Here is a 24,003-nt window from a genome sequence, read left to right as displayed (position 1 = left end):
GTTCTCCTAGGCTGGGCGCGCTGTCGGCACTGGGTTGACCAGTTGCTCGAGCGTCGCGCGATCCAATAATTCGGTGTCCAATTTGATGTAAATGGCCGCCTCTTCAGCGACCACCACTGCATCCGTTACCCCTACCACGGCCTTCAGGCGCTCGACCAGGCCGGCTTCGCGGATCGCCTCGGGCGATAGCGGCAAACGCAGGCTGGTGACGTAGGGAGGTTCGCGCATGGTAACAGCAAAGACCAGCCAAAGTGCAGCCAGCGCGGCGCATCCGAGGAACACAACCGACAAACCGCCATGCTGGAACATCCAGCCGCCCATGATGCCGCCCAACGCGGAGCCCAGGAACTGGCTGGTGGAATACACCCCCATGGCCGTGCCCTTACCGCCCGCCGGTGAAACTTTACTGATCAGCGACGGCAACGACGCTTCGAGCAGGTTGAACGCGGTGAAAAACACCACCGTGCCGATCAACAGTGCGCGCAGGCTGTCGCCGAACTGCCAGAAGAATAGTTCAGTGAGCATCAATGTCGCGACGGCGCCGAGTAAAACTCGTTTCATTTTGCGTTTCTTCTCGCCATAGATGATGAACGGGATCATGGCGAAGAACGAAATCAACAACGCAGTGAGGTAGACCCACCAGTGCTGTTCCTTGGGCAGCCCGGCTTTTTCCACCAGGGCCAGGGGCAAGGCGACGAAGCTGCACATCAGCATGGCGTGTAATACGAAGATACCTAAATCCAGGCGCAGCAGGTCCGGGTGCTTGAGCGTCGGCAGCAACGCCTTGCGTGCAACGCCCGATTCACGGTGCGCCAGGGTGCCGGTGGAGCGCGGCACCATAAACGCCACGATCAGGATGCCAAACAACGCCATGCCGCCCGTGGCCAGGAACAGCCCATGCAAGCCGAACGCACGCGTGAGCAAGGGGCCCACCACCATGGCCACGGCAAACGACAAGCCGATGGTCATGCCGATCATCGCCATGGCCTTGGTGCGGTGTTGTTCGCGGGTCAGGTCCGAGAGCAGCGCCATCACGGCGGCGGAAATCGCACCGGCGCCCTGCAGGATGCGCCCGGCGATCACGCCCCAGATCGAATCGGACTGGGCCGCCAGCACACTGCCAAGGGCGAATACGATCAGCCCGAGATAGATCACCGGGCGACGGCCAATGCGGTCGGAAATAATCCCGAACGGGATCTGGAAAATTGCCTGGGTCAGGCCATAGGCGCCAATCGCCAGGCCGATCAAGGCGGGGGTCGCCCCTGCGAGATCCATCCCATAGGTGGCCAGCACCGGCAACACCATAAACATGCCCAGCATACGGAAGGCGAACACCAGGGCCAGACCGCTTGCCGCTCGGGTCTCGCCGCTACTCATGCGTTCGCTGTGGGGATCGTGCATGGAAAAACCTCGTGTGAACCGGCGGCGATTCTACCAGTCCCATCGATTGAGAGGGTATATGCGGCGCTTTGCCGCGCAGCTTTCATGTAAGGCTGCAAGCGGCGTTTTGACAGTGTATATTCATCCAGTCTTTAGCCGTATACTCCGGCATCATTTACGCCCGCCGTGCGAGGCCATCTTGGACAAGATCCTGATTCGTGGGGCTAGAACCCACAACCTGAAGAACATCGACCTGACCCTGCCCCGGGACAAACTGATCGTCATCACCGGCTTGTCCGGCTCCGGCAAATCGTCCCTGGCGTTCGACACGCTGTATGCCGAAGGTCAGCGTCGCTATGTGGAATCGCTGTCGGCCTACGCCCGGCAGTTCCTGTCGATGATGGAAAAGCCCGATGTCGACACCATTGAAGGCCTGTCGCCGGCTATTTCCATCGAGCAGAAGTCCACGTCTCACAACCCGCGCTCTACCGTGGGTACCATTACCGAGATCTACGACTACCTGCGCCTGCTGTACGCACGCGTGGGTATCCCCCGTTGCCCGGACCACGATATCCCCCTGGAAGCCCAGACCGTCAGCCAGATGGTCGACCTGGTGCTGGCCCAGCCCGAAGGCGCCAAGCTGATGCTGCTGGCGCCCGTCATTCGCGAGCGCAAGGGTGAACACCTGTCGGTCTTCGAAGAGCTGCGGGCCCAGGGCTTCGTGCGGGCGCGCATCAACGGCAAGCTCTATGAGCTGGACGAAGCGCCGAAGCTGGACAAGCAGAAAAAGCACTCCATTGATGTGGTGGTCGACCGTTTCAAGGTGCGCGCCGACCTGCAGCAGCGTTTGGCGGAATCGTTCGAAACCGCGCTGAAGCTGGCCGATGGCATTGCCCTGGTAGCGCCGATGGATGACGAGCCGGGCGAAGAGATCATCTTCTCCGCGCGTTTCGCCTGCCCTATCTGTGGCCATGCCATCAGTGAGCTGGAACCCAAGCTGTTTTCCTTCAACAACCCGGCCGGCGCCTGCCCGACTTGCGACGGCCTGGGTGTGAAACAGTTTTTCGATATCAAGCGCCTGGTCAATGGCGAACTGACCTTGGCCGAGGGTGCGATACGTGGCTGGGACAGGCGTAACGTCTACTACTTCCAGATGCTTGGGTCATTGGCGTCCCACTACAAATTCAGCCTGGAAGTGCCATTCAACCAACTGCCGGCAGACCAGCAGAAAGTCGTTCTCAATGGCAGCGGTTCACAGAATGTCGACTTCAAATACCTGAACGACCGCGGCGATATCGTCAAGCGCTCGCACCCGTTCGAAGGCATCGTGCCGAACCTGGAACGCCGCTACCGCGAAACCGAATCGGCGAGCGTGCGCGAGGAGCTGGCGAAATTCCTCAGCACACAGCCATGCCCGGATTGCCGTGGCACGCGCCTGCGCCGTGAAGCCCGGCATGTATGGGTAGGCGAGAAGACCCTGCCGGCAGTGACCAACCTGCCGATCGGCGATGCCTGTGAATACTTTGGCGTGCTGAAGCTGACCGGTCGTCGCGGGGAAATTGCCGACAAGATCCTCAAGGAAATTCGCGAGCGATTGCAGTTCCTGGTTAACGTGGGCCTGGACTATCTGTCGCTGGACCGCAGCGCCGACACCTTATCCGGCGGTGAGGCGCAGCGCATTCGCCTGGCCAGCCAGATTGGCGCCGGCCTTGTGGGCGTGCTGTATATCCTCGACGAGCCGTCGATTGGCTTGCACCAACGGGACAATGACCGCTTGCTGGGCACGCTGAAACACCTGCGCGATATTGGCAATACCGTGATCGTGGTCGAGCATGATGAAGACGCTATCCGCCTGGCGGACTACGTAGTCGATATCGGCCCCGGCGCGGGCGTGCATGGTGGCCATATCGTTGCTGAAGGCACGCCTGCCGAGGTGATGGCACATCCTGATTCACTGACCGGCAAATACCTGTCCGGCCGTGTGAAGATTGAAGTGCCCGCCAAGCGCACACCGCGCAACAAGAAGATGGCGCTACACCTCAAGGGCGCGCGCGGCAACAACCTGCGCAATGTCGACCTGGAGATTCCGCTGGGCCTGCTGACTTGCGTGACCGGTGTTTCCGGTTCGGGCAAGTCGACGCTGATCAACAACACCCTGTTCCCCCTGAGTGCTACCGCCCTGAACGGCGCGACCACCCTGGAAGCAGCGGCCCACGACAGCATCAAGGGCCTGGAGCATCTGGACAAGGTGGTCGACATCGACCAGAGCCCGATTGGACGTACGCCGCGTTCAAACCCAGCCACCTACACCGGGCTGTTTACGCCTATCCGCGAGTTGTTCGCTGGCGTGCCAGAGTCGCGCTCACGGGGTTATGGGCCGGGTCGGTTCTCGTTCAACGTCAAGGGTGGCCGCTGTGAAGCGTGCCAGGGCGATGGCCTGATCAAGGTGGAGATGCACTTCCTGCCGGACATCTACGTGCCGTGCGATGTGTGCAAGAGCAAGCGCTACAACCGCGAGACCCTGGAGATCAAGTACAAGGGCAAGAGCATCCACGAGACCCTGGAAATGACCATCGAGGAAGCTCGCGAGTTCTTCGACGCGGTGCCGGCGTTGGCGCGCAAGCTGCAGACGCTGATGGATGTGGGCCTGTCGTACATCAAGCTGGGGCAATCAGCGACCACGCTGTCGGGTGGCGAGGCGCAGCGGGTCAAGCTGTCTCGCGAGCTGTCCAAGCGCGATACCGGCAAAACCTTGTACATCCTCGACGAGCCGACCACCGGCCTGCACTTCGCGGATATTCAGCAGTTGCTGGACGTACTGCACCGCCTGCGAGACCACGGCAATACCGTGGTGGTGATCGAGCACAACCTTGATGTGATCAAGACTGCCGACTGGCTGGTAGACCTGGGGCCGGAAGGTGGTTCGAAGGGTGGCCAGATTATCGCAGTGGGCACTCCGGAGCAGGTTTCCGAAATGCCGCAGTCGCATACCGGTTACTACTTGAAACCGTTGCTGGAACGCGACCGGGCCTGATTTTTCAGGCCCAATAAAAAGCCCCTGTCACTTTGCAGTGACAGGGGCTTTTTTGTAACCGGGAATCAGAACTGCGATTGCAGGTAATTCTCCAGGCCGATCAGCTTGATCAGGCCCAACTGCTTTTCCAGCCAGTAGGTGTGATCTTCTTCGGTGTCATTCAACTGCACCCGCAGTATTTCCCGGGTGACATAGTCGTTGTGCTGCTCGCAAAGCTCGATGCCCTTGCAGAGTGCGGCACGGACCTTGTACTCAAGGCGAAGATCGGCAGCGAGCATGTCAGGCACTGTGGTACCCACATCCAGATCATCAGGACGCATACGCGGCGTGCCTTCGAGCATCAGAATGCGGCGCATCAGGGCATCAGCGTGCTGCGCCTCTTCTTCCATTTCGTGGTTGATACGCTCGTAGAGCTCGGTAAAGCCCCAGTCTTCGTACATACGCGAATGGATGAAATATTGGTCACGAGCTGCCAGTTCGCCCGTCAGCAACGTGTTGAGGTAATCGATTACGTCGGGGTGACCTTGCATCGCCCTACATCTCCCTGCTTGAAAGGCTGTAGTTTGAACCATGCTGACTTGAAGGTCACGGGACAAACGGCAGAAAAGTGAAGATTTTCAGGGAAAAGTAGCTGAATTAACGCAAAAACCGCCCAAATGAGGGCGGTTCTGCTTATCGTTTAGAGTCAGTTAAGCGATACACCCAGTGCCTTTGCGATTGCTTCTCCATAAGCCGGGTCGGCTTTATAGAAGTGCTGCAGTTGACGCTGGACCACGTCGCTGGAAACGCCCCCCATTGCACCGGCGATGTTATTGGTGAGCAGGGCTTTCTGCTCGTCATTCATCAGACGGAACAGCGCACCGGCGTGGCTGTAGTAGTCCGTGTCTTCGCGATGATCGTAGCGATCAGCGGCGCCGCTCAGGGCCAATGCTGGCTCTGCATATTGCGGAGCTTGTTTCGGTGCGTCGGCGTAGCTGTTTGGCTCGTAGTTCGGAGCCGCACCACCGTTGCTGCCAAAAACCATGGAACCGTCACGCTGGTAGCTGTTAACCGGGCTACGTGGCGCGTTCACCGGCAGTTGCTGGTGGTTGGTGCCCACACGGTAGCGGTGCGCATCGGCGTAGGCAAAAACCCGACCTTGCAGCATACGGTCTGGCGACAGGCCAACGCCTGGGACCATGTTGCTTGGGCCAAATGCGGCCTGCTCGACTTCGGCGAAGTAGTTCTGCGGATTACGATTGAGCTCCAACTCACCCACTTCAATCAACGGGAATTCTTTTTGCGACCAGGTCTTGGTCACGTCAAACGGGTTCTCGTAATGGGCGTTCGCCTGGGCCTCGGTCATGATCTGGATGCACACGCGCCACTTGGGGAAGTCACCGCGCTCGATTGCGCCAAACAGATCGCGCTGGGCGTAGTCAGGATCAGTACCCGCCAAGCGGGCAGCCTCGGCCGGCGCCAGGTTCTTGATGCCTTGCTTGGTCTTGTAGTGCCACTTCACCCAATGACGCTCGCCCTGGGCGTTGATCAGGCTGTAAGTGTGGCTGCCGAAACCGTGCATGTGACGGTAGCCGTCTGGAATGCCACGGTCCGAAAACAGAATGGTGACTTGGTGCAGCGCCTCCGGGGAGTGCGACCAAAAATCCCACATCATCTGTGCGCTTTTCAGGTTGCTTTGCGGCAGACGCTTCTGGGTGTGGATAAAGTCCGGGAATTTCAGCGGGTCACGGATAAAGAACACCGGGGTGTTGTTACCGACGATGTCCCAGTTGCCTTCTTCGGTGTAGAACTTCAAGGCGAAGCCACGTGGATCGCGCTCAGTATCAGCCGAACCACGTTCACCGCCTACGGTGGAGAAACGCAGGAACGTAGGCGTCTGCTTGCCAACGGACTCGAACAACTTGGCGCTGGTGTACTGGGTAATGTCTTTTGTCACCGTGAAGGTACCGAAGGCACCCGAACCTTTGGCGTGCACGCGACGCTCAGGGATATTTTCACGGTTGAAGTGAGCAAGCTTCTCGATCAGGTGGAAATCGTCGAGCAGCAATGGGCCACGTGGGCCGGCGGAACGTGAGTTCTGATTGTCCGCAACGGGCGCGCCGCTGGCGGTGGTAAGGACTTTATTCTGGCTCATGCGCATCTTCCTCAGGTCGGGCTTTGAACTGCCGGCTAATCGGCTTGGAGGGAGTATTGACCATCCACATGACACCTACAAATTCATTAAATTGTAGGCTTCAATAGAAAATAACTACCAACATACCCAACGCTCATAGTGAGGCGTGTCGCTTGAGGATTCTTGTACGCAGCACGCTTTTGTTACGCGCACAAAAAACCGGGCACTAGGCCCGGTTTTTCGTTGCAGCTTGTCGTCTTACTCGGCGCTTACAGCTTCGCCGGCAGTAGCACGATCAACCAACTCGACGTACGCCATAGGCGCGTTGTCGCCAGCGCGGAAACCGCACTTGAGGATGCGCAGGTAGCCACCCTCACGGGTAGCGTAACGCTTGCCCAGGTCGTTGAAGAGCTTACCAACGATAGCTTTCGAACGAGTACGGTCGAAAGCCAGACGGCGGTTAGCCAGGCTGTCTGTCTTGGCCAAAGTGATCAGCGGCTCAGCAACGCGACGCAGTTCTTTAGCTTTCGGCAGTGTAGTTTTGATCAGCTCGTGCTCGAACAGCGACACCGCCATGTTTTGGAACATGGCCTTGCGGTGCGAGCTGGTACGGCTCAGGTGACGACCACTTTTACGATGACGCATGGTTCATTCCTTACCAAACTCACGTTCGGTGATTACGACGATCAGGCAGTCGCCTTGTCGTCCTTCTTAAGACTTGCAGGCGGCCAGTTGTCGAGGCGCATGCCGAGGGACAGACCGCGGGAGGCCAGAACGTCCTTGATTTCAGTCAAGGATTTCTTGCCCAGGTTCGGAGTCTTCAACAGTTCTACTTCGGTGCGCTGGATCAGGTCACCGATGTAGTAAATGTTTTCCGCCTTAAGGCAGTTAGCCGAACGTACAGTCAGTTCCAGATCGTCAACCGGGCGAAGCAGGATCGGATCGATCTCGTCTTCCTGCTCGATTACCACTGGTTCGCTGTCACCTTTGAGGTCGACGAACGCAGCCAACTGCTGTTGCAGAATGGTTGCAGCGCGGCGGATAGCCTCTTCAGGATCCAGGGTACCGTTGGTTTCCAGATCAATAACCAGCTTGTCCAGGTTAGTACGCTGTTCGACACGGGCGTTTTCCACCACGTATGCGATACGGCGAACCGGGCTGAACGAAGAGTCAAGCTGCAAGCGACCAATGCTGCGGCTTTCGTCTTCATCGCTCTGACGCGAGTCGGCCGGTTCATAACCACGACCACGAGCTACAGTGAGCTTCATGTTCAGGGCGCCGTTAGACGCCAGGTTAGCGATTACGTGATCGGGGTTAACGATCTCGACATCATGATCCAGCTGAATATCGGCAGCGGTAACCACCCCCGAACCCTTCTTCGACAAGGTCAGCGTAACTTCGTCACGGCCGTGCAGCTTGATAGCCAGACCTTTAAGGTTCAACAGGATTTCAATTACGTCTTCCTGTACACCTTCGATGGCGCTGTACTCGTGGAGCACACCGTCAATCTCGGCCTCGACTACTGCACAGCCGGGCATTGAGGACAACAGGATGCGGCGCAGCGCGTTGCCCAGGGTGTGGCCAAAACCACGCTCGAGAGGCTCGAGAGTAATTTTGGCGCGGGTTGGACTGACAACCTGCACATCAATGTGGCGGGGTGTCAGGAACTCATTTACCGAAATCTGCATGGATGCACCTATTTTCTAGCCCTTACTTGGAGTAGAGCTCGACAATCAGGCTTTCGTTGATGTCGGCGGACAGATCACTGCGAGCAGGAACGTTCTTGAAAACGCCCGACTTCTTCTCAGTGTCTACTTCTACCCATTCTACGCGGCCACGTTGGGCACACAGATCGAGAGCTTGGACAATGCGAAGTTGGTTTTTTGCTTTCTCGCGAACTGCGACCACGTCACCAGCACGAACCTGGTAGGACGGAACGTTTACGGTCTGACCGTTAACGCTGATCGACTTGTGCGATACCAGCTGACGGGATTCGGCACGAGTCGAACCAAAGCCCATACGGTATACAACGTTGTCCAGACGGCATTCGAGCAGTTGCAGCAGGTTTTCACCGGTTGCACCTTTCTTGCCAGCAGCTTCTTTGTAGTAGCCGCTGAACTGACGCTCGAGAACGCCGTAGATACGACGGACCTTCTGCTTTTCACGCAGTTGGGTGCCGTAGTCGGACTGGCGACCGCGGCGTTGGCCGTGGATACCAGGTGCTGCTTCAATGTTGCACTTCGATTCGATCGCGCGCACGCCGCTCTTCAGGAAGAGATCGGTGCCTTCGCGACGAGCGAGTTTGCATTTTGGACCAATGTAACGAGCCATTCTTTACAATCTCCTGGATTACACGCGGCGCTTCTTCGGCGGACGGCACCCGTTGTGCGGGATTGGCGTCACGTCGGTGATGCTGGCGATCTTATAGCCACAGCCGTTCAAAGCACGGACAGCAGACTCACGACCTGGACCTGGACCTTTGACGTTAACGTCGAGGTTTTTCAGGCCATATTCCAGCGCAGCTTGACCAGCACGTTCAGCAGCTACTTGAGCAGCAAACGGAGTGGACTTGCGGGAACCGCGGAAACCCGAACCACCGGAGGTAGCCCAAGAAAGCGCGTTACCTTGACGGTCGGTGATGGTCACGATGGTGTTGTTAAAAGATGCATGGATGTGGGCGATGCCATCAACCACTGTCTTTTTAACTTTTTTACGAGGACGAGCAGCAGGTTTTGCCATGATAATTTTCCTGTCGATTCGCTGGGGCGATTACTTGCGGATCGGCTTACGCGGACCTTTACGGGTACGCGCGTTAGTCTTGGTACGCTGACCGCGTACTGGAAGACCACGACGATGACGCAGACCGCGATAGCAACCGAGGTCCATCAAACGCTTGATTTTCATGTTGATTTCGCGACGCAGGTCACCTTCAGTGGTGAACTTCGCCACTTCGCCACGCAGCTGTTCAATCTGCTCGTCGCTCAGATCCTTGATCTTAGCGGCTGGGTTTACCCCAGCGACCGCGCAAATTTTCTGCGCAGTAGTGCGACCAACACCATAGATGTAGGTCAGCGAGATAACAGTGTGCTTGTTATCTGGAATGTTAACGCCTGCAATACGGGCCATTCAGTGGGACTCCAATTGACAGCTACCTACGCCCCGGAAGCCAAGAAATAGGGCGCGAGATAATATCGCTGTAATAACAAATAATCAACCCGGCAGCGCACTAGCTGCCGGGCTTCAAGCGGATCACACTCAGCCTTGGCGCTGTTTGTGACGCGGTTCCGCGCTGCAAATTACTCGAACAACACCTTCGCGGCGAATAATCTTGCAGTTACGGCACAGCTTTTTCACCGATGCACGAACTTTCATCACCAACTCCTCGAACCTTATGGGGTACTCAGCGCAACATGCCGCTGCCGTAGCCCTTCAGGTTGGCTTTCTTCATCAGGGATTCGTACTGGTGCGAAACGAGGTGCGATTGTACTTGGGACATGAAGTCCATCACAACCACGACCACGATCAGCAACGAGGTCCCGCCAAGGTAGAACGGAACGTTTGCTGCAACCACCAGGAACTGGGGCAACAGACACACGGCCGTCATATATAGAGCACCGAACAGGGTCAAACGAGTCAGAACGCCATCAATGTAGCGTGCCGACTGCTCACCTGGACGGATGCCCGGAATAAAGGCACCGGACTTCTTCAGGTTTTCCGCTACGTCTTTCGGATTGAACATCAACGCCGTATAGAAGAAGCAGAAGAAAATAATCCCTGCACTAAACAGCAGAATATTCAACGGCTGACCAGGAGCGATCGACTGAGAGAGGTCCTGCAGCCAGCCCATATTTTCAGACTGACCAAACCAGGTACCCAACGAAGCCGGAAACAGCAAGATGCTGCTCGCGAAAATTGCCGGAATAACACCGGCCATATTCACTTTCAGCGGCAAGTGGCTGGTCTGCGCAGCAAAGACCTTACGGCCCTGCTGACGCTTGGCGTAGTGAACAGCAATACGACGCTGGCCACGCTCAATGAACACCACAAAACCGATAATCGCTACTGCCAGCAAACCGATGGCAACCAAGGCGAAGATATTGATATCACCCTGACGCGCAGACTCGAAAGACTGCCCGATTGCTCTCGGAAGACCGGCGACGATACCTGCGAAAATCAACATCGAGATACCGTTGCCAACACCACGCTCAGTAATCTGCTCACCCAGCCACATCATGAACATCGCACCAGCCACAAACGTGGATACTGCGACGAAATGGAAGCCAAAGTCACCAGTGAACGCAACGCCCTGCCCGGCCAAGCCAACGGACATGCCGATAGCTTGAACCAGGGCGAGGACGACAGTGCCGTAGCGGGTGTACTGGCTAATCTTGCGACGGCCAGCTTCACCTTCCTTCTTCAACTGCTCCAGCTGCGGGCTGACGGCTGTCATCAGCTGCATGATGATCGATGCCGAGATGTACGGCATGATCCCCAGTGCAAAGATGCTCATCCGCTCCAGCGCGCCGCCGGAAAACATGTTGAACAAGCTAAGAATGGTCCCCTCATTCTGTCGAAACAGGTCTGCGAGTCGGTCCGGGTTGATACCTGGAACCGGGATGTGTGCGCCTATTCGGTAGACGATAATCGCCAGGAACAGAAAACGCAGACGAGCCCAAAGTTCAGACATACCGCCTTTGCCGAGCGCTGAGAGAGCACCTTGCTTAGCCATTTATTCCTCGAACTTGCCGCCAGCTGCTTCGATAGCCGAACGCGCACCTTTGGTGGCGCCGATTCCCTTGCCGATAGTGACAGCGCGAGTCACTTCACCGGACAGCATGATTTTCACACGCTGTACGTTGACGTTGATCACGTTGGCATCTTTCAGGGTCTGCACAGTAACGATGTCGCCTTCCACTTTAGCCAGTTCGGACAGACGCACTTCTGCGCGGTCCATGGCTTTCAGGGATACGAAACCGAACTTAGGCAGGCGACGATGCAGCGGCTGTTGACCGCCTTCAAAGCCTGGAGCAATGGTGCCACCGGAGCGGGAGGTTTGACCCTTGTGGCCACGGCCACCGGTCTTACCCAAACCACTACCGATACCACGGCCCGGACGATGCTTTTCGCGACGGGAACCCGGCGCTGGACTCAGATCATTGAGTTTCATCGATTAACCCTCTACACGCAGCATGTAGTAAGCCTTGTTGATCATCCCGCGATTCTCGGGAGTATCCTGGACTTCTACAGTGTGACCGATGCGACGCAGACCCAAACCTTTAACGCACAATTTGTGGTTAGGGATGCGGCCGGTCATGCTTTTGATCAGCGTTACTTTAACGGTAGCCATGATCAGAAGATCTCCTTGACAGTCAGACCACGCTTGGCAGCGATGGACTCAGGAGATTGCATAGCCTTCAGACCCTTGAAAGTGGCGTGAACCACGTTTACCGGGTTAGTCGAGCCGTAGCACTTGGCCAGAACGTTCTGAACGCCAGCAACTTCGAGGACAGCACGCATAGCGCCGCCAGCGATGATACCGGTACCTTCAGAAGCAGGCTGCATGTACACCTTCGAAGCGCCGTGAGCGGACTTCATTGCGTACTGCAGAGTGGTGCCGTTCAGATCAACTTGGATCATGTTGCGACGAGCAGCTTCCATTGCCTTCTGGATCGCAGCAGGCACTTCACGTGACTTGCCACGGCCGAAGCCAACACGCCCTTTACCATCACCCACCACGGTCAACGCGGTGAAAGTGAAGATACGGCCGCCTTTAACGGTTTTGGCTACGCGGTTAACTTGAACCAGCTTCTCAATGTAGCCTTCGTCGCGCTTTTGGTCGTTATTTGACATAACTTAGAACTCCAGCCCAGCTTCACGAGCAGCATCAGCCAGCGCTTTCACGCGACCGTGGTACTTGAAGCCAGAGCGGTCGAAAGCCACTTGCGAGACGCCAGCGGCCTTAGCACGCGTAGCGACCAGCTGGCCAACCTTTGTGGCCGCGTCGATGTTGCCAGTGGCACCATCACGCAGTTCTTTATCCAAAGTCGAGGCGCTTGCCAGGACTTTGTTGCCGTCGGCCGAGATGACCTGGGCGTAGATGTGCTGCGACGAGCGGAACACGCAGAGACGCACGACTTCGAGTTCGTGCATTTTCAGGCGTGCTTTGCGAGCGCGACGCAGTCGAGTAACTTTTTTGTCGGTCATTTGCTATGCCCTACTTCTTCTTGGCTTCTTTACGACGGACGACTTCGTCCGCGTAGCGCACACCTTTGCCTTTGTACGGCTCTGGTGGACGGAAGTCGCGGATCTCAGCGGCCACTTGACCTACCAGCTGCTTGTCGATGCCCTTGATCAGGATATCGGTCTGGCTAGGAGTCTCAGCAGTGATGCCCGCTGGCAGTTCGTAATCCACTGGGTGCGAGAAGCCAAGGGCAAGGTTCAAAACCGTGCCTTTTGCTTGCGCTTTGTAACCAACACCGACCAGCTGGAGCTTACGCTCGAAGCCTTGGCTTACGCCTTGGACCATATTGTTTACCAACGCACGCGTGGTACCGGCCATTGCGCGAGTTTGTTGATCGCCATTGCGAGCAGCGAAACGCAGCTCACCAGCTTCTTCAACGATCTCAACGGACGAATGGATGTTCAGTTCAAGAGTACCCTTGGCACCCTTCACCGAAAGCTGTTGGCCTGCGAATTTGACTTCGACACCGGCTGGCAGCTTAACGGGGTTCTTAGCGACGCGAGACATGCTTATCCCCCCTTAGAACACAGTGCAAAGAACTTCGCCGCCGACACCGGCAGCGCGCGCAGCACGATCCGTCATCACACCTTTGTTGGTGGAGACGATAGACACGCCCAGACCGCCACGAACTTTCGGCAGATCTTCAGCGGACTTGTACTGACGCAGGCCTGGACGGCTAACGCGCTTCACTTCCTCGATGACCGAACGGCCTTCGAAGTACTTCAGCTCGATGGACAGCAGTGGTTTGATTTCGCTGCTGATCTGATAACCCGCAATGTAGCCTTCGTCTTTCAGGACTTTGGCAACAGCTACCTTCAACTTGGAAGATGGCATGCTTACGACGGACTTTTCAGCCATCTGGGCATTACGGATACGAGTTAGCATGTCCGCTAACGGGTCCTGCATACTCATGGGCTAGACGCTCCTAATACAAAAAAATTAGCCTTGCGGCTACATATGTCGCCGAGAATCTCCGAGCACAAAAAACACGGGCTCAGGCGAGCCGCGTATTTTAGACATACTCCAGAAATGAAACAAGCCCCAAAAGGGGCTTGATCCAGATTCAAGGTCACCGGTGGTCAGTATCTTGCGATTCCGACCACCTGGACGTTGAAAGTACTTACCAGCTGGCTTTAACCAGACCTGGTACGTCACCACGCATTGCCGCTTCACGCAGTTTGTTACGGCCGAGGCCGAACTTGCGGTAAACGCCGTGTGGACGACCGGTCAGGCGGCAGCGGTTACGCATGCGCGAAGCGCTTGCGTCACGTGGCTGCTTCTGCAGAGCAACTGTCGCTTCCCAACGTGCTTCTGGACTTGCGTTCAGATCAACGATGATTGCTTTCAGTGCTGCACGCTTCTTGGCGTACTTGGCAACCGTGAGCTGACGCTTCAGCTCGCGGTTTTTCATGCTCATCTTGGCCATGGTCCTACTCCAATCAGTTGCGGAACGGGAATTTGAAAGCACGCAACAGGGCGCGACCTTCATCATCGTTCTTGGCAGTGGTGGTCAGGGTGATGTCCAGACCGCGGAGAGCATCGATCTTGTCGTAGTCGATTTCCGGGAAGATGATCTGCTCTTTCACGCCCATGCTGTAGTTACCACGACCATCGAAGGACTTGGCATTCAGGCCGCGGAAGTCGCGGACCCGAGGCAGGGAGATCGACAGCAGACGATCCAGGAATTCGTACATACGCTCACGGCGCAGAGTCACTTTGACGCCGATCGGCCAACCTTCACGGACTTTAAAGCCAGCGATGGATTTCCGAGCGTAAGTCACAACGACTTTCTGACCGGTGATCTTTTCCAGGTCGGCAACAGCGTGCTCGATGACTTTTTTGTCGCCGATCGCTTCGCCCAGACCCATGTTCAGGGTGATTTTGGTGACGCGCGGAACTTCCATCACGTTCCCGAGCTTAAGTTCTTCCTTAAGCTTAGGGGCGATTTCCTTCCGGTAAATCTCTTGTAGTCGTGCCATGGTCTAATCTACCTAGCAGTGTTCAAGCATCAACCGCTTTTTGGGTCGACTTGAAGACACGAATTTTCTTACCGTCTTCTACTTTGAAACCAACGCGGTCAGCCTTGTTGGTTTCGCCGTTGAAGATGGCGACGTTAGAAGCATCCAGCGGAGCTTCTTTCTCGACGATACCGCCCTGCACGCCCGACATCGGGTTAGGCTTGGTATGACGCTTGACCAGGTTCAGACCACCGATAACCAGACGGTTATTAGCGAGAACCTTAAGCACCTTACCGCGCTTACCTTTGTCTTTGCCGGCGATCACGATGATCTCGTCGTCACGACGAATCTTTTGCATGTCGGATCTCCTTACAGCACTTCTGGGGCGAGCGAGACGATCTTCATGAACTTCTCAGTACGAAGTTCACGGGTCACTGGCCCAAAGATACGGGTGCCGATCGGCTCTTGCTTGTTGTTCAGAAGAACAGCAGCGTTGCCATCAAAGCGGATAATGGAGCCATCAGCACGACGTACGCCGTGACGAGTGCGGACTACAACAGCAGTCATCACTTGGCCTTTTTTCACCTTACCGCGAGGAATTGCTTCCTTCACGGTAACTTTGATGATGTCACCGATACCAGCGTAACGACGATGGGAGCCACCCAGCACCTTGATGCACATAACACGGCGAGCGCCGCTGTTATCGGCCACATCGAGCATGGATTGAGTCTGAATCATATAATTTCTCCGACCCCTAGTCCTTAGACTTCCACAGCGCGTTCGAGAACATCAACCAGTGCCCAAGACTTGGTCTTGGCCATCGGACGAGTTTCACGAATAGTGACTTTGTCGCCGATGTGGCACTGATTGGTTTCGTCGTGCGCGTGCAGCTTAGTCGAACGCTTAACATATTTACCGTAGATCGGGTGCTTAACGCGACGCTCGATCAAAACGGTGATGGTTTTGTCCATCTTGTCGCTGACAACACGGCCAGTCAGCGTACGGACAGTCTTTTCGGCTTCAGCCATGATCACTTACCTGCCTGCTGGTTGAGCACAGTCTTCACGCGAGCGATGTCACGCTTAACTTGCGAGAGCAGATGAGACTGCCCCAACTGGCCAGTTGCTTTCTGCATACGCAGATTGAACTGGTCGCGCAGCAGGCCGAGCAGTTGCTCGTTCAGCTGCTGTGCGGATTTTTCACGAAGTTCATTCGCTTTCATCACATCACCGTCCGTTTAACAAAGGAGGTGGCGAGCGGCAGCTTTGCAGCAGCCAGGGCGAAAGCCTCACGCGCCAGCTCTTCAGAAACACCCTCGATTTCATACAGGACTTTGCCTGGCTGAATCTGGGCTACCCAGTATTCCACGTTACCCTTACCTTTACCCATCCGAACCTCGAGAGGCTTTTTGGAGATCGGCTTGTCCGGGAATACACGGATCCAGATCTTGCCGCCACGTTTTACGTGACGGGTCAGAGCACGACGCGCTGACTCGATCTGACGAGCGGTGAGACGACCACGAGCTACAGACTTCAGCGCGAACTCGCCGAAGCTGACTTTGCTACCGCGCTGAGCCAGACCACGGTTGTGGCCTGTCATCTGCTTGCGGAACTTCGTACGCTTAGGTTGCAACATTTGGCGTACCCCTTACTTAGCAGCTTTTTTACGAGGCGCTGGTGCTTGTGGTTTCAGTTCTTCTTGGCGACCACCAATTACTTCGCCTTTGAAGATCCAAACCTTTACACCGATCACACCGTAAGTGGTGTGAGCTTCGTAGTTGGCATAGTCGATGTCGGCACGCAGGGTGTGCAGTGGCACACGACCTTCGCGATACCATTCAGTACGTGCGATTTCAGCACCGCCGAGACGACCGCTCACTTGGATTTTGATGCCTTTGGCACCAATGCGCATGGCGTTCTGTACGGCGCGCTTCATAGCGCGACGGAACATTACGCGACGCTCCAGCTGCTGAGCTACGCTCTGCGCAACCAGCATACCGTCGAGCTCCGGCTTGCGGATCTCTTCGATATTGATGTGCACAGGCACACCCATTTGCTTGGTCAGGTCCTGACGCAGTTTCTCAACATCTTCACCTTTCTTCCCGATAACGATACCTGGACGAGCGGTGTGGATGGTGATACGTGCAGTTTGGGCCGGACGATGGATATCGATACGGCTTACGGACGCGCTTTTTAGTTTGTCTTGGAGATACTCACGCACCTTCAGATCAGCGAACAAGTAGTCCGCATAAGTCCGACCGTCTGCGTACCAGACGGAGGTGTGCTCCTTGACGATTCCCAGGCGAATGCCAATGGGATGTACTTTCTGACCCATCTCTTCGACTCCGTTACTTGTCAGCAACCTTGACAGTGATATGGCAAGACCGCTTGACGATGCGATCAGCACGGCCTTTGGCACGTGGCATGATGCGCTTCAGCGAACGCCCTTCGTTGACGAAAACGGTGCTGACCTTCAGGTCATCAACGTCTGCGCCTTCGTTATGCTCGGCGTTGGCTACGGCCGACTCCAGCACTTTCTTCATGATCTCGGCGGCTTTCTTACTGCTGAAAGCCAACAGGTTGAGCGCTTCGCCCACCTTCTTCCCGCGGATCTGGTCGGCGACCAAGCGGGCTTTCTGGGCGGAGATTCGAGCGCCCGACAACTTAGCGGCTACTTCCATTTCCTAACCCCTTAACGCTTGGCTTTCTTGTCTGCCACGTGCCCACGATAAGTGCGGGTACCGGCAAACTCGCCCAGTTTGTGGCCGACCATGTCTTCGTTAACGAGAACTGGGACGTGTTGACGACCGTTGTGTACTGCGATGGTCAGACCGACCATTTGTGGCAGGATCATCGAACGACGCGACCAGGTTTTAACTGGTTTGCGATCGTTCTTTTCCGCCGCCACTTCGATCTTCTTCAGTAGGTGAAGATCAATAAAAGGACCTTTTTTCAGAGAACGTGGCACTGTCGTATCCCTCTATTTACTTGCGACGACGGACGATCATTTTGTCGGTACGCTTATTACCACGAGTCTTCGCGCCCTTAGTCGGGAAGCCCCATGGCGATACCGGATGACGACCACCAGAGGTACGACCTTCACCACCACCGTGTGGGTGGTCAACCGGGTTCATGGCAACACCACGAACGGTTGGGCGAACGCCACGCCAGCGTTTGGCACCAGCTTTACCCAACGAACGCAGGCTGTGCTCGGAGTTCGAGACTTCGCCCAGGGTCGCACGGCATTCAGCCAGTACTTTACGCATCTCACCAGAACGCAGACGCAGGGTCACGTAGACACCTTCACGAGCGATCAGCTGAGCCGAAGCACCAGCGGAACGAGCGATCTGTGCGCCTTTACCTGGCTTCAATTCGATGCCGTGTACGGTGCTACCAACTGGAATGTTACGCAGTTGCAGAGCGTTGCCCGGCTTGATCGGTGCCAGAGCACCTGCGATCAGCTGGTCGCCAGCACTCACGCCTTTAGGGGCGATGATGTAGCGACGCTCGCCATCTGCGTACAGCAGCAGAGCGATGTGAGCAGTACGGTTTGGATCGTATTCGATACGCTCGACAGTGGCAGCGATGCCATCTTTGTCGTTGCGACGGAAGTCGACCAGACGATAATGCTGCTTATGGCCACCACCGATGTGACGAGTGGTAATGCGACCATTGTTGTTACGACCACCAGACTTCGATTTTTTCTCGAGCAGCGGTGCGTGAGGAGCGCCTTTATGCAGCTCCTGGTTGACCACCTTGACCACAAAACGGCGGCCAGGGGAAGTCGGTTTGCATTTAACGATTGCCATGATGCACCCCTTCCTTACTCAGCACTGCTGCTGAAATCGAGATCTTGGCCTGGCTGAAGGGAGATAACTGCCTTCTTCCAGTCATTACGCTTGCCCAGACCGCGAGCAGTGCGCTTGCTCTTACCCAGAACATTCAGGGTAGTAACACGCTCTACTTTCACGCTGAACAGGCTTTCGACGGCCTTCTTGATTTCCAGCTTGGTTGCGTCAGTTGCAACCTTGAAAACGAACTGGCCTTTCTTGTCAGCCAGAACCGTAGCCTTTTCGGAAACGTGCGGGCCAAGCAGAACTTTAAATACGCGTTCCTGGTTCATCCCAGCAGCTCCTCGAATTTCTTCACGGCCGACACGGTGATCAACACCTTGTCGTATGCGATCAGACTAACTGGATCGGAACCTTGCACGTCACGTACATCAACGTGTGGCAGGTTGCGAGCAGCCAGGTACAGGTTCTGATCAACAGCTTCAGACACGATCAAAACGTCGGTCAGGCTCATGTTGTTCAGTTTGCCCAGCAGATCTTTGGTTTTTGGACTTTCAACAGCGAAGTCCTGAACCACGACCAGACGATCAGTACGCACGAGTTCAGCAAGGATGGAGCGCAGTGCTGCGCGGTACATCTTCTTGTTGAGCTTCTGAGAGTGATCCTGTGGACGAGCTGCGAAAGTGGTACCGCCGCCACGCCAGATTGGGCTACGGATAGTACCGGCACGAGCACGGCCAGTGCCTTTCTGACGCCAAGGGCGCTTACCGCCACCACGTACGTCGGAACGGGTCTTTTGCTGCTTGCTACCTTGACGGCCGCCGGCCATGTAGGCCACGACTGCTTGGTGAACGAGCGTCTCGTTGAATTCGCCGCCAAATGTCAGTTCGGAAACTTCGATCGCTTGAGCGTCATTTACATTTAATTGCATGTCAGCTTCCCCTTAACCGCGAGCCTTGGCCGCTGGACGTACAACCAGGTTGCCGCCAGTAGCGCCAGGAACAGCACCCTTGACCAACAACAGATTGCGTTCAGCGTCGACGCGCACTACTTCGAGGGACTGCACGGTCACGCGCTCAGCGCCCATATGACCGGACATTTTTTTGCCCTTGAATACACGACCAGGAGTCTGGCACTGGCCAATAGAGCCCGGGACGCGGTGGGAAACGGAGTTACCGTGAGTGTTGTCTTGACCACGGAAATTCCAACGCTTGATCGTACCCTGGAAGCCTTTACCTTTGGACTGACCGGTTACATCAACCAGTTGACCAGCGGCGAAGATTTCAGCGTTGATCAGATCGCCAGCCTGGTAGTCGCCGTCTTCAAGGCGGAACTCCATGACAGTACGACCAGCTGCAACGTTTGCTTTAGCGAAGTGACCTGCTTGAGCAGCAGTCACGCGCGAAGCACGACGCTCGCCGACAGTGACTTGCACTGCACGATAGCCATCGGTTTCTTCAGTTTTGAACTGGGTGACGCGATTCGGTTCGATCTCAATGACCGTGACCGGAATGGAGACACCTTCTTCGGTGAAAATACGGGTCATACCGCATTTACGACCGACTACACCAATAGTCATGTTGTAAACCTCATGAGTGTACGGGGCTTTCACCCGCTATGGCCGCCCATTTCAGAGCGTTACACGACTAAGACCCAAGTCTTAGCCGAGGCTGATCTGTACTTCCACACCGGCCGCCAGATCGAGCTTCATAAGTGCATCAACGGTTTTATCCGTTGGCTGGACGATGTCCAGTACGCGCTTATGAGTACGGATCTCGTACTGGTCACGCGCGTCTTTGTTGACGTGCGGGGAGACCAGAACGGTGAACCGCTCTTTACGGGTAGGCAGTGGAATTGGACCACGCACTTGAGCACCAGTACGTTTCGCGGTTTCCACGATTTCCTGGGTGGATTGGTCGATCAGGCGATGGTCAAAAGCCTTCAACCTGATACGGATTTGCTGATTTTGCATTGGATTTCAGACTCCGGCTGCTATTCCCACCGGGCGCAATACGCCCGTTAAAAGGAGGCGCAATTCTATAGACGCCCTAGATAGGTGTCAACCCAATAAAAAAGCCCCCGCTAAGCGGGGGCTTTCTCAAAACATCAAAGCTCACTCAAAAGAGAGATTACTCGATGATTTTAGCTACAACGCCAGCACCAACGGTACGGCCGCCTTCACGGATTGCGAAACGCAGACCGTCTTCCATAGCGATGGTTTTGATCAGGGTGACAACCATTTTGATGTTGTCGCCTGGCATTACCATTTCTACGCCTTCCGGCAGTTCGCAGTTACCAGTCACGTCAGTAGTACGGAAGTAGAACTGTGGACGGTAGCCTTTGAAGAACGGAGTGTGACGACCGCCTTCTTCTTTGCTCAGCACGTACACTTCAGCTTCGAACTTGGTGTGCGGCTTAACCGAACCTGGCTTGACCAGAACCTGGCCACGCTCAACGTCGTCACGCTTGGTACCACGCAGCAGAACGCCGCAGTTCTCGCCAGCACGACCTTCGTCGAGCAGCTTACGGAACATTTCAACACCGGTGCAGGTGGTGACGGTAGTGTCACGCAGACCAACGATTTCCAGTGGATCTTGTACCTTGACGATACCGCGCTCGATACGACCAGTTACAACAGTACCGCGACCGGAGATCGAGAATACGTCTTCGATTGGCATCAGGAACGGCTTGTCGATAACACGGACTGGATCTGGGATGTAGCTATCCAGAGTCTCAACCAGTTTACGAACGGACGTGGTGCCCATTTCGTTATCGTCTTTGCCTTCCAGAGCCATACGAGCAGAACCGATGATGATCGGAGTGTCGTCACCTGGGAAGTCGTAAGTGCTCAGCAGATCGCGCACTTCCATCTCAACCAGTTCCAGCAGCTCAGCGTCGTCTACCAGGTCAGCCTTGTTCAGGTAAACCACGATGTACGGAACGCCAACCTGACGGGACAGCAGGATGTGCTCACGGGTTTGTGGCATCGGACCATCAGCGGCCGAGCAAACCAGGATTGCGCCGTCCATCTGGGCAGCACCGGTGATCATGTTCTTCACATAGTCAGCGTGACCTGGGCAGTCAACGTGAGCGTAGTGACGGATCAGCGAGTTGTATTCAACGTGCGCGGTGTTGATGGTGATACCACGAGCTTTCTCTTCTGGCGCGCTGTCGATTTTATCGAAATCAACGATTGCGGAACCGAATACTTCGGAGCAAACGCGAGTCAGAGCAGCAGTCAGAGTGGTTTTACCGTGGTCAACGTGACCGATGGTGCCAACGTTGACGTGCGGTAGGGAACGATCAAATTTTTCTTTAGCCACGACAATTAACTCCTTGCCTAAAGGACTGAATCAGCCTTGTTTTTTGGATACAGTTTCAGCGATGTGCGCCGGAGCTGTGTTGTATTTTTTGAATTCCATAGAGTAGCTTGCGCGACCCTGGGACATGGAACGAACGTCGGTCGCATAACCGAACATCTCGCCCAACGGAACCTCGGCGCGAATCACTTTGCCGGAAACCGTGTCTTCCATACCCAAGATCATGCCGCGACGACGGTTAAGGTCGCCCATGACATCACCCATATAGTCTTCAGGTGTAACAACTTCTACCGCCATGATTGGCTCAAGCAACTCACCACCGCCCTTCTGGGCCAGTTGCTTGGTTGCCATGGAAGCAGCCACCTTAAACGCCATCTCGTTGGAGTCGACGTCGTGGTAAGAACCGTCAAAAACGGTTGCTTTCAGGCCGATCAGCGGATAGCCGGCAACAACACCGTTCTTCATCTGCTCTTCGATACCCTTCTGGATAGCAGGGATGTATTCCTTAGGAACAACACCACCTACTACTTCGTTCACGAATTGCAGACCTTCCTGACCTTCGTCAGCAGGAGCAAAACGGATCCAGCAGTGACCGAACTGACCACGACCGCCGGACTGACGAACGAACTTGCCTTCGATTTCACAGTTCTTCGTGATGCGCTCACGATAGGAAACCTGAGGCTTACCGATGTTGGCTTCGACGTTGAACTCACGGCGCATCCGGTCAACCAGGATGTCCAGGTGCAGCTCGCCCATGCCGGAGATGATCGTTTGACCAGTCTCTTCATCAGTCTTGACGCGGAAAGATGGATCTTCCTGAGCAAGTTTGCCCAGAGCGATACCCATTTTTTCCTGGTCATCCTTGGTCTTAGGCTCTACGGCAACCGAAATAACCGGCTCCGGGAAGTCCATGCGAACCAGGATGATTGGCTTGGCAGCGTCGCACAAAGTCTCACCAGTGGTGACGTCCTTCATGCCGATCAGGGCCGCGATGTCACCAGCGCGTACTTCCTTGATCTCTTCACGGGCGTTTGCGTGCATTTGCACCATACGACCCACGCGCTCTTTCTTGCCTTTAACCGAGTTGATCACGCCGTCGCCGGAGGCCAACACGCCCGAGTAAACGCGGACGAAGGTCAAAGTACCCACGAATGGGTCGGTAGCGATCTTGAACGCCAGAGCCGAGAACGGCTCGTTGTCATCGGCGTGACGCTCCATTTCTTCTTCCTCGTTATCAGGGTTGGAACCCTTGATAGCAGGAATGTCGGTTGGAGCAGGCAGGTAGTCGATAACGGCGTCGAGAACCAGGGGAACACCCTTGTTCTTGAACGAGGAACCGCAAACAGCCAAGACGATCTCACCAGCGATAGTACGCTGACGCAGAGCGGCCTTGATTTCCACGTTGGTGAGTTCTTCACCTTCGAGGTATTTGTTCATCAGCTCTTCGCTGGCTTCGGCAGCAGCCTCAACCATGTTGTTGCGCCACTCGTCAGCCAGTTCCTGAAGCTCTTCAGGGATAGGCTTACGAACAGGAACCATACCTTTGTCGGAATCATTCCAGTAAACAGCTTCCATGTTGATCAGATCGATCTGACCCTGGAAGTTGTCTTCGGAACCGATAGCCAACTGGATAGGCACCGGAGTGTGACCCAGACGCTGCTTGATCTGACCGATCACGCGCAGGAAGTTGGCACCAGCACGGTCCATCTTGTTTACATAAACAAGACGTGGAACACCGTACTTGTTGGCTTGACGCCATACGGTTTCCGACTGAGGCTCAACACCCGAGGTGCCGCAGAACACAACGACAGCGCCGTCGAGTACGCGCAGGGAACGCTCAACTTCAATGGTGAAGTCTACGTGGCCCGGGGTATCGATTACGTTGAAGCGATGCTCGTCTTTGTACTGCTTCTCGGAACCTTTCCAGAAGGCGGTAATAGCAGCAGAAGTAATGGTAATACCACGCTCCTGCTCCTGAACCATCCAGTCTGTGGTCGCGGCGCCGTCATGCACCTCGCCCATTTTGTGACTTTTGCCGGTGTAAAACAGTACGCGCTCGGTGGTGGTGGTTTTACCAGCATCCACGTGAGCGACGATACCGATGTTACGGTAGCGGCTAATCGGAGTAGTACGAGCCATAAAGCCCTCGCAAAATTAGTGAAGCTAA

General features: G+C 55.6%; 34 protein-coding genes. 1 reads left to right on the top strand and 33 read right to left on the bottom strand.

Annotated elements, in window-relative coordinates; translation table 11 throughout:
* Positions 1–6: 6 nt before the first annotated feature.
* On the bottom strand, positions 7–1,401 hold the full coding sequence (locus TX24_RS28685; RefSeq protein ID WP_057711933.1) for an MFS transporter: 1,395 nt from the start codon (positions 1,399–1,401) through the stop codon (positions 7–9).
* Between the two features lie 178 nt (positions 1,402–1,579).
* Here TX24_RS28685 and uvrA point away from each other — a divergent pair, with 178 nt between their 5' ends.
* Positions 1,580–4,414, top strand: coding sequence for an excinuclease ABC subunit UvrA (gene uvrA, locus TX24_RS28680; RefSeq protein WP_057711932.1), 2,835 nt, complete (start codon positions 1,580–1,582; stop codon positions 4,412–4,414).
* 65 nt (positions 4,415–4,479) lie between these two features.
* Here the strand turns inward: uvrA and bfr are convergent, their stop codons facing one another.
* The 32 genes from bfr to fusA form a co-directional block, all read right to left on the bottom strand.
* On the bottom strand, positions 4,480–4,944 hold the full coding sequence (gene bfr, locus TX24_RS28675; protein WP_003176400.1) for a bacterioferritin: 465 nt from the start codon (positions 4,942–4,944) through the stop codon (positions 4,480–4,482).
* Positions 4,945–5,099: 155 nt separating this feature from the next.
* Positions 5,100–6,548 carry a catalase gene (locus TX24_RS28670; protein WP_057711931.1) on the bottom strand — a complete coding sequence of 483 codons (1,449 nt, stop codon included), beginning with the start codon at positions 6,546–6,548 and terminating at the stop codon, positions 5,100–5,102.
* A 237-nt stretch (positions 6,549–6,785) separates the two neighbouring features.
* On the bottom strand, positions 6,786–7,172 hold the full coding sequence (rplQ, locus tag TX24_RS28665) for a 50S ribosomal protein L17 (protein ID WP_003176402.1): 387 nt from the start codon (positions 7,170–7,172) through the stop codon (positions 6,786–6,788).
* A 41-nt stretch (positions 7,173–7,213) separates the two neighbouring features.
* Positions 7,214–8,215 carry a DNA-directed RNA polymerase subunit alpha gene (locus TX24_RS28660; protein WP_003176403.1) on the bottom strand — a complete coding sequence of 334 codons (1,002 nt, stop codon included), beginning with the start codon at positions 8,213–8,215 and terminating at the stop codon, positions 7,214–7,216.
* Between the two features lie 22 nt (positions 8,216–8,237).
* Positions 8,238–8,858, bottom strand: a complete 621-nt coding sequence (gene rpsD / locus TX24_RS28655; protein ID WP_003176404.1) for a 30S ribosomal protein S4 — start codon at positions 8,856–8,858, stop codon at positions 8,238–8,240.
* A gap of 18 nt (positions 8,859–8,876) precedes the next feature.
* The gene (rpsK, locus tag TX24_RS28650) at positions 8,877–9,266 is read right to left on the bottom strand and encodes a 30S ribosomal protein S11 (RefSeq protein ID WP_002555466.1); all 390 of its coding nucleotides are present in this window, start codon (positions 9,264–9,266) and stop codon (positions 8,877–8,879) included.
* Positions 9,267–9,296: 30 nt separating this feature from the next.
* Positions 9,297–9,653 (bottom strand): 30S ribosomal protein S13, encoded by a 357-nt coding sequence (rpsM, locus tag TX24_RS28645; RefSeq protein WP_003194635.1) that lies wholly within the window; start codon positions 9,651–9,653, stop codon positions 9,297–9,299.
* 129 nt (positions 9,654–9,782) lie between these two features.
* A complete protein-coding gene (gene rpmJ / locus TX24_RS31520) occupies positions 9,783–9,899 on the bottom strand; it encodes a 50S ribosomal protein L36 (protein WP_002555468.1) in 117 nt (38 codons plus the stop codon).
* Between the two features lie 28 nt (positions 9,900–9,927).
* Positions 9,928–11,256, bottom strand: coding sequence for a preprotein translocase subunit SecY (gene secY, locus TX24_RS28640; RefSeq protein WP_003194637.1), 1,329 nt, complete (start codon positions 11,254–11,256; stop codon positions 9,928–9,930).
* On the bottom strand, positions 11,257–11,694 hold the full coding sequence (rplO, locus tag TX24_RS28635) for a 50S ribosomal protein L15 (protein WP_003176407.1): 438 nt from the start codon (positions 11,692–11,694) through the stop codon (positions 11,257–11,259).
* Between the two features lie 3 nt (positions 11,695–11,697).
* Positions 11,698–11,874 (bottom strand): 50S ribosomal protein L30, encoded by a 177-nt coding sequence (gene rpmD, locus TX24_RS28630; RefSeq protein WP_003176408.1) that lies wholly within the window; start codon positions 11,872–11,874, stop codon positions 11,698–11,700.
* Between the two features lie 2 nt (positions 11,875–11,876).
* A complete protein-coding gene (gene rpsE / locus TX24_RS28625) occupies positions 11,877–12,377 on the bottom strand; it encodes a 30S ribosomal protein S5 (protein ID WP_003176409.1) in 501 nt (166 codons plus the stop codon).
* Between the two features lie 3 nt (positions 12,378–12,380).
* The gene (gene rplR / locus TX24_RS28620; RefSeq protein WP_003186037.1) at positions 12,381–12,731 is read right to left on the bottom strand and encodes a 50S ribosomal protein L18; all 351 of its coding nucleotides are present in this window, start codon (positions 12,729–12,731) and stop codon (positions 12,381–12,383) included.
* 10 nt (positions 12,732–12,741) lie between these two features.
* On the bottom strand, positions 12,742–13,275 hold the full coding sequence (gene rplF / locus TX24_RS28615) for a 50S ribosomal protein L6 (protein ID WP_003194640.1): 534 nt from the start codon (positions 13,273–13,275) through the stop codon (positions 12,742–12,744).
* A gap of 12 nt (positions 13,276–13,287) precedes the next feature.
* Positions 13,288–13,680 (bottom strand): 30S ribosomal protein S8, encoded by a 393-nt coding sequence (gene rpsH / locus TX24_RS28610; RefSeq protein WP_003176413.1) that lies wholly within the window; start codon positions 13,678–13,680, stop codon positions 13,288–13,290.
* 208 nt (positions 13,681–13,888) lie between these two features.
* On the bottom strand, positions 13,889–14,194 hold the full coding sequence (gene rpsN, locus TX24_RS28605) for a 30S ribosomal protein S14 (protein WP_003176414.1): 306 nt from the start codon (positions 14,192–14,194) through the stop codon (positions 13,889–13,891).
* A 13-nt stretch (positions 14,195–14,207) separates the two neighbouring features.
* Complete coding sequence (gene rplE / locus TX24_RS28600) at positions 14,208–14,747, bottom strand: 50S ribosomal protein L5 (protein WP_003194642.1); 540 nt, start codon at positions 14,745–14,747, stop codon at positions 14,208–14,210.
* 22 nt (positions 14,748–14,769) lie between these two features.
* Positions 14,770–15,084: a 50S ribosomal protein L24 gene (rplX, locus tag TX24_RS28595; RefSeq protein ID WP_003176416.1), complete on the bottom strand. Its 315-nt coding sequence runs from the start codon at positions 15,082–15,084 to the stop codon at positions 14,770–14,772.
* An 11-nt stretch (positions 15,085–15,095) separates the two neighbouring features.
* Entirely contained in the window at positions 15,096–15,464 is a 369-nt protein-coding gene (rplN, locus tag TX24_RS28590; RefSeq protein WP_002555479.1) for a 50S ribosomal protein L14, read from the bottom strand.
* A 23-nt stretch (positions 15,465–15,487) separates the two neighbouring features.
* Positions 15,488–15,754, bottom strand: coding sequence for a 30S ribosomal protein S17 (rpsQ, locus tag TX24_RS28585; protein WP_003194644.1), 267 nt, complete (start codon positions 15,752–15,754; stop codon positions 15,488–15,490).
* A 2-nt stretch (positions 15,755–15,756) separates the two neighbouring features.
* Positions 15,757–15,948, bottom strand: coding sequence for a 50S ribosomal protein L29 (rpmC, locus tag TX24_RS28580; protein ID WP_002555481.1), 192 nt, complete (start codon positions 15,946–15,948; stop codon positions 15,757–15,759).
* Entirely contained in the window at positions 15,948–16,361 is a 414-nt protein-coding gene (gene rplP, locus TX24_RS28575) for a 50S ribosomal protein L16 (RefSeq protein ID WP_003176421.1), read from the bottom strand. Before rplP ends, rpmC begins: the two co-directional genes overlap by 1 nt.
* 12 nt (positions 16,362–16,373) lie before the next feature.
* Complete coding sequence (rpsC, locus tag TX24_RS28570) at positions 16,374–17,060, bottom strand: 30S ribosomal protein S3 (protein WP_003176422.1); 687 nt, start codon at positions 17,058–17,060, stop codon at positions 16,374–16,376.
* Positions 17,061–17,073: 13 nt separating this feature from the next.
* A complete protein-coding gene (gene rplV, locus TX24_RS28565) occupies positions 17,074–17,406 on the bottom strand; it encodes a 50S ribosomal protein L22 (protein WP_003103908.1) in 333 nt (110 codons plus the stop codon).
* Positions 17,407–17,417: 11 nt separating this feature from the next.
* Entirely contained in the window at positions 17,418–17,693 is a 276-nt protein-coding gene (rpsS, locus tag TX24_RS28560; protein WP_002555486.1) for a 30S ribosomal protein S19, read from the bottom strand.
* 16 nt (positions 17,694–17,709) lie between these two features.
* Entirely contained in the window at positions 17,710–18,534 is an 825-nt protein-coding gene (rplB, locus tag TX24_RS28555; protein ID WP_003186055.1) for a 50S ribosomal protein L2, read from the bottom strand.
* 14 nt (positions 18,535–18,548) lie between these two features.
* Positions 18,549–18,848: a 50S ribosomal protein L23 gene (gene rplW / locus TX24_RS28550; RefSeq protein WP_002555488.1), complete on the bottom strand. Its 300-nt coding sequence runs from the start codon at positions 18,846–18,848 to the stop codon at positions 18,549–18,551.
* On the bottom strand, positions 18,845–19,447 hold the full coding sequence (gene rplD, locus TX24_RS28545; RefSeq protein WP_003176424.1) for a 50S ribosomal protein L4: 603 nt from the start codon (positions 19,445–19,447) through the stop codon (positions 18,845–18,847). The genes rplW and rplD overlap by 4 nt, the downstream gene beginning before the upstream one ends.
* A gap of 12 nt (positions 19,448–19,459) precedes the next feature.
* Positions 19,460–20,095 (bottom strand): 50S ribosomal protein L3, encoded by a 636-nt coding sequence (gene rplC / locus TX24_RS28540; protein WP_003194649.1) that lies wholly within the window; start codon positions 20,093–20,095, stop codon positions 19,460–19,462.
* An 81-nt stretch (positions 20,096–20,176) separates the two neighbouring features.
* Positions 20,177–20,488, bottom strand: a complete 312-nt coding sequence (gene rpsJ / locus TX24_RS28535; protein ID WP_003186070.1) for a 30S ribosomal protein S10 — start codon at positions 20,486–20,488, stop codon at positions 20,177–20,179.
* Positions 20,489–20,645: 157 nt separating this feature from the next.
* Positions 20,646–21,839 carry an elongation factor Tu gene (tuf, locus tag TX24_RS28530; protein ID WP_003176426.1) on the bottom strand — a complete coding sequence of 398 codons (1,194 nt, stop codon included), beginning with the start codon at positions 21,837–21,839 and terminating at the stop codon, positions 20,646–20,648.
* 30 nt (positions 21,840–21,869) lie between these two features.
* Positions 21,870–23,975, bottom strand: coding sequence for an elongation factor G (fusA, locus tag TX24_RS28525; RefSeq protein ID WP_003194651.1), 2,106 nt, complete (start codon positions 23,973–23,975; stop codon positions 21,870–21,872).
* Between the last annotated feature and the right edge of the window lie 28 nt (positions 23,976–24,003).

The organism is Pseudomonas lactis (genome assembly GCF_001439845.1).
GTDB classification, from domain to species: Bacteria; Pseudomonadota; Gammaproteobacteria; order Pseudomonadales; family Pseudomonadaceae; genus Aquipseudomonas; species Aquipseudomonas lactis.
This window is presented reverse-complemented; position numbering and strand designations above follow the sequence as displayed.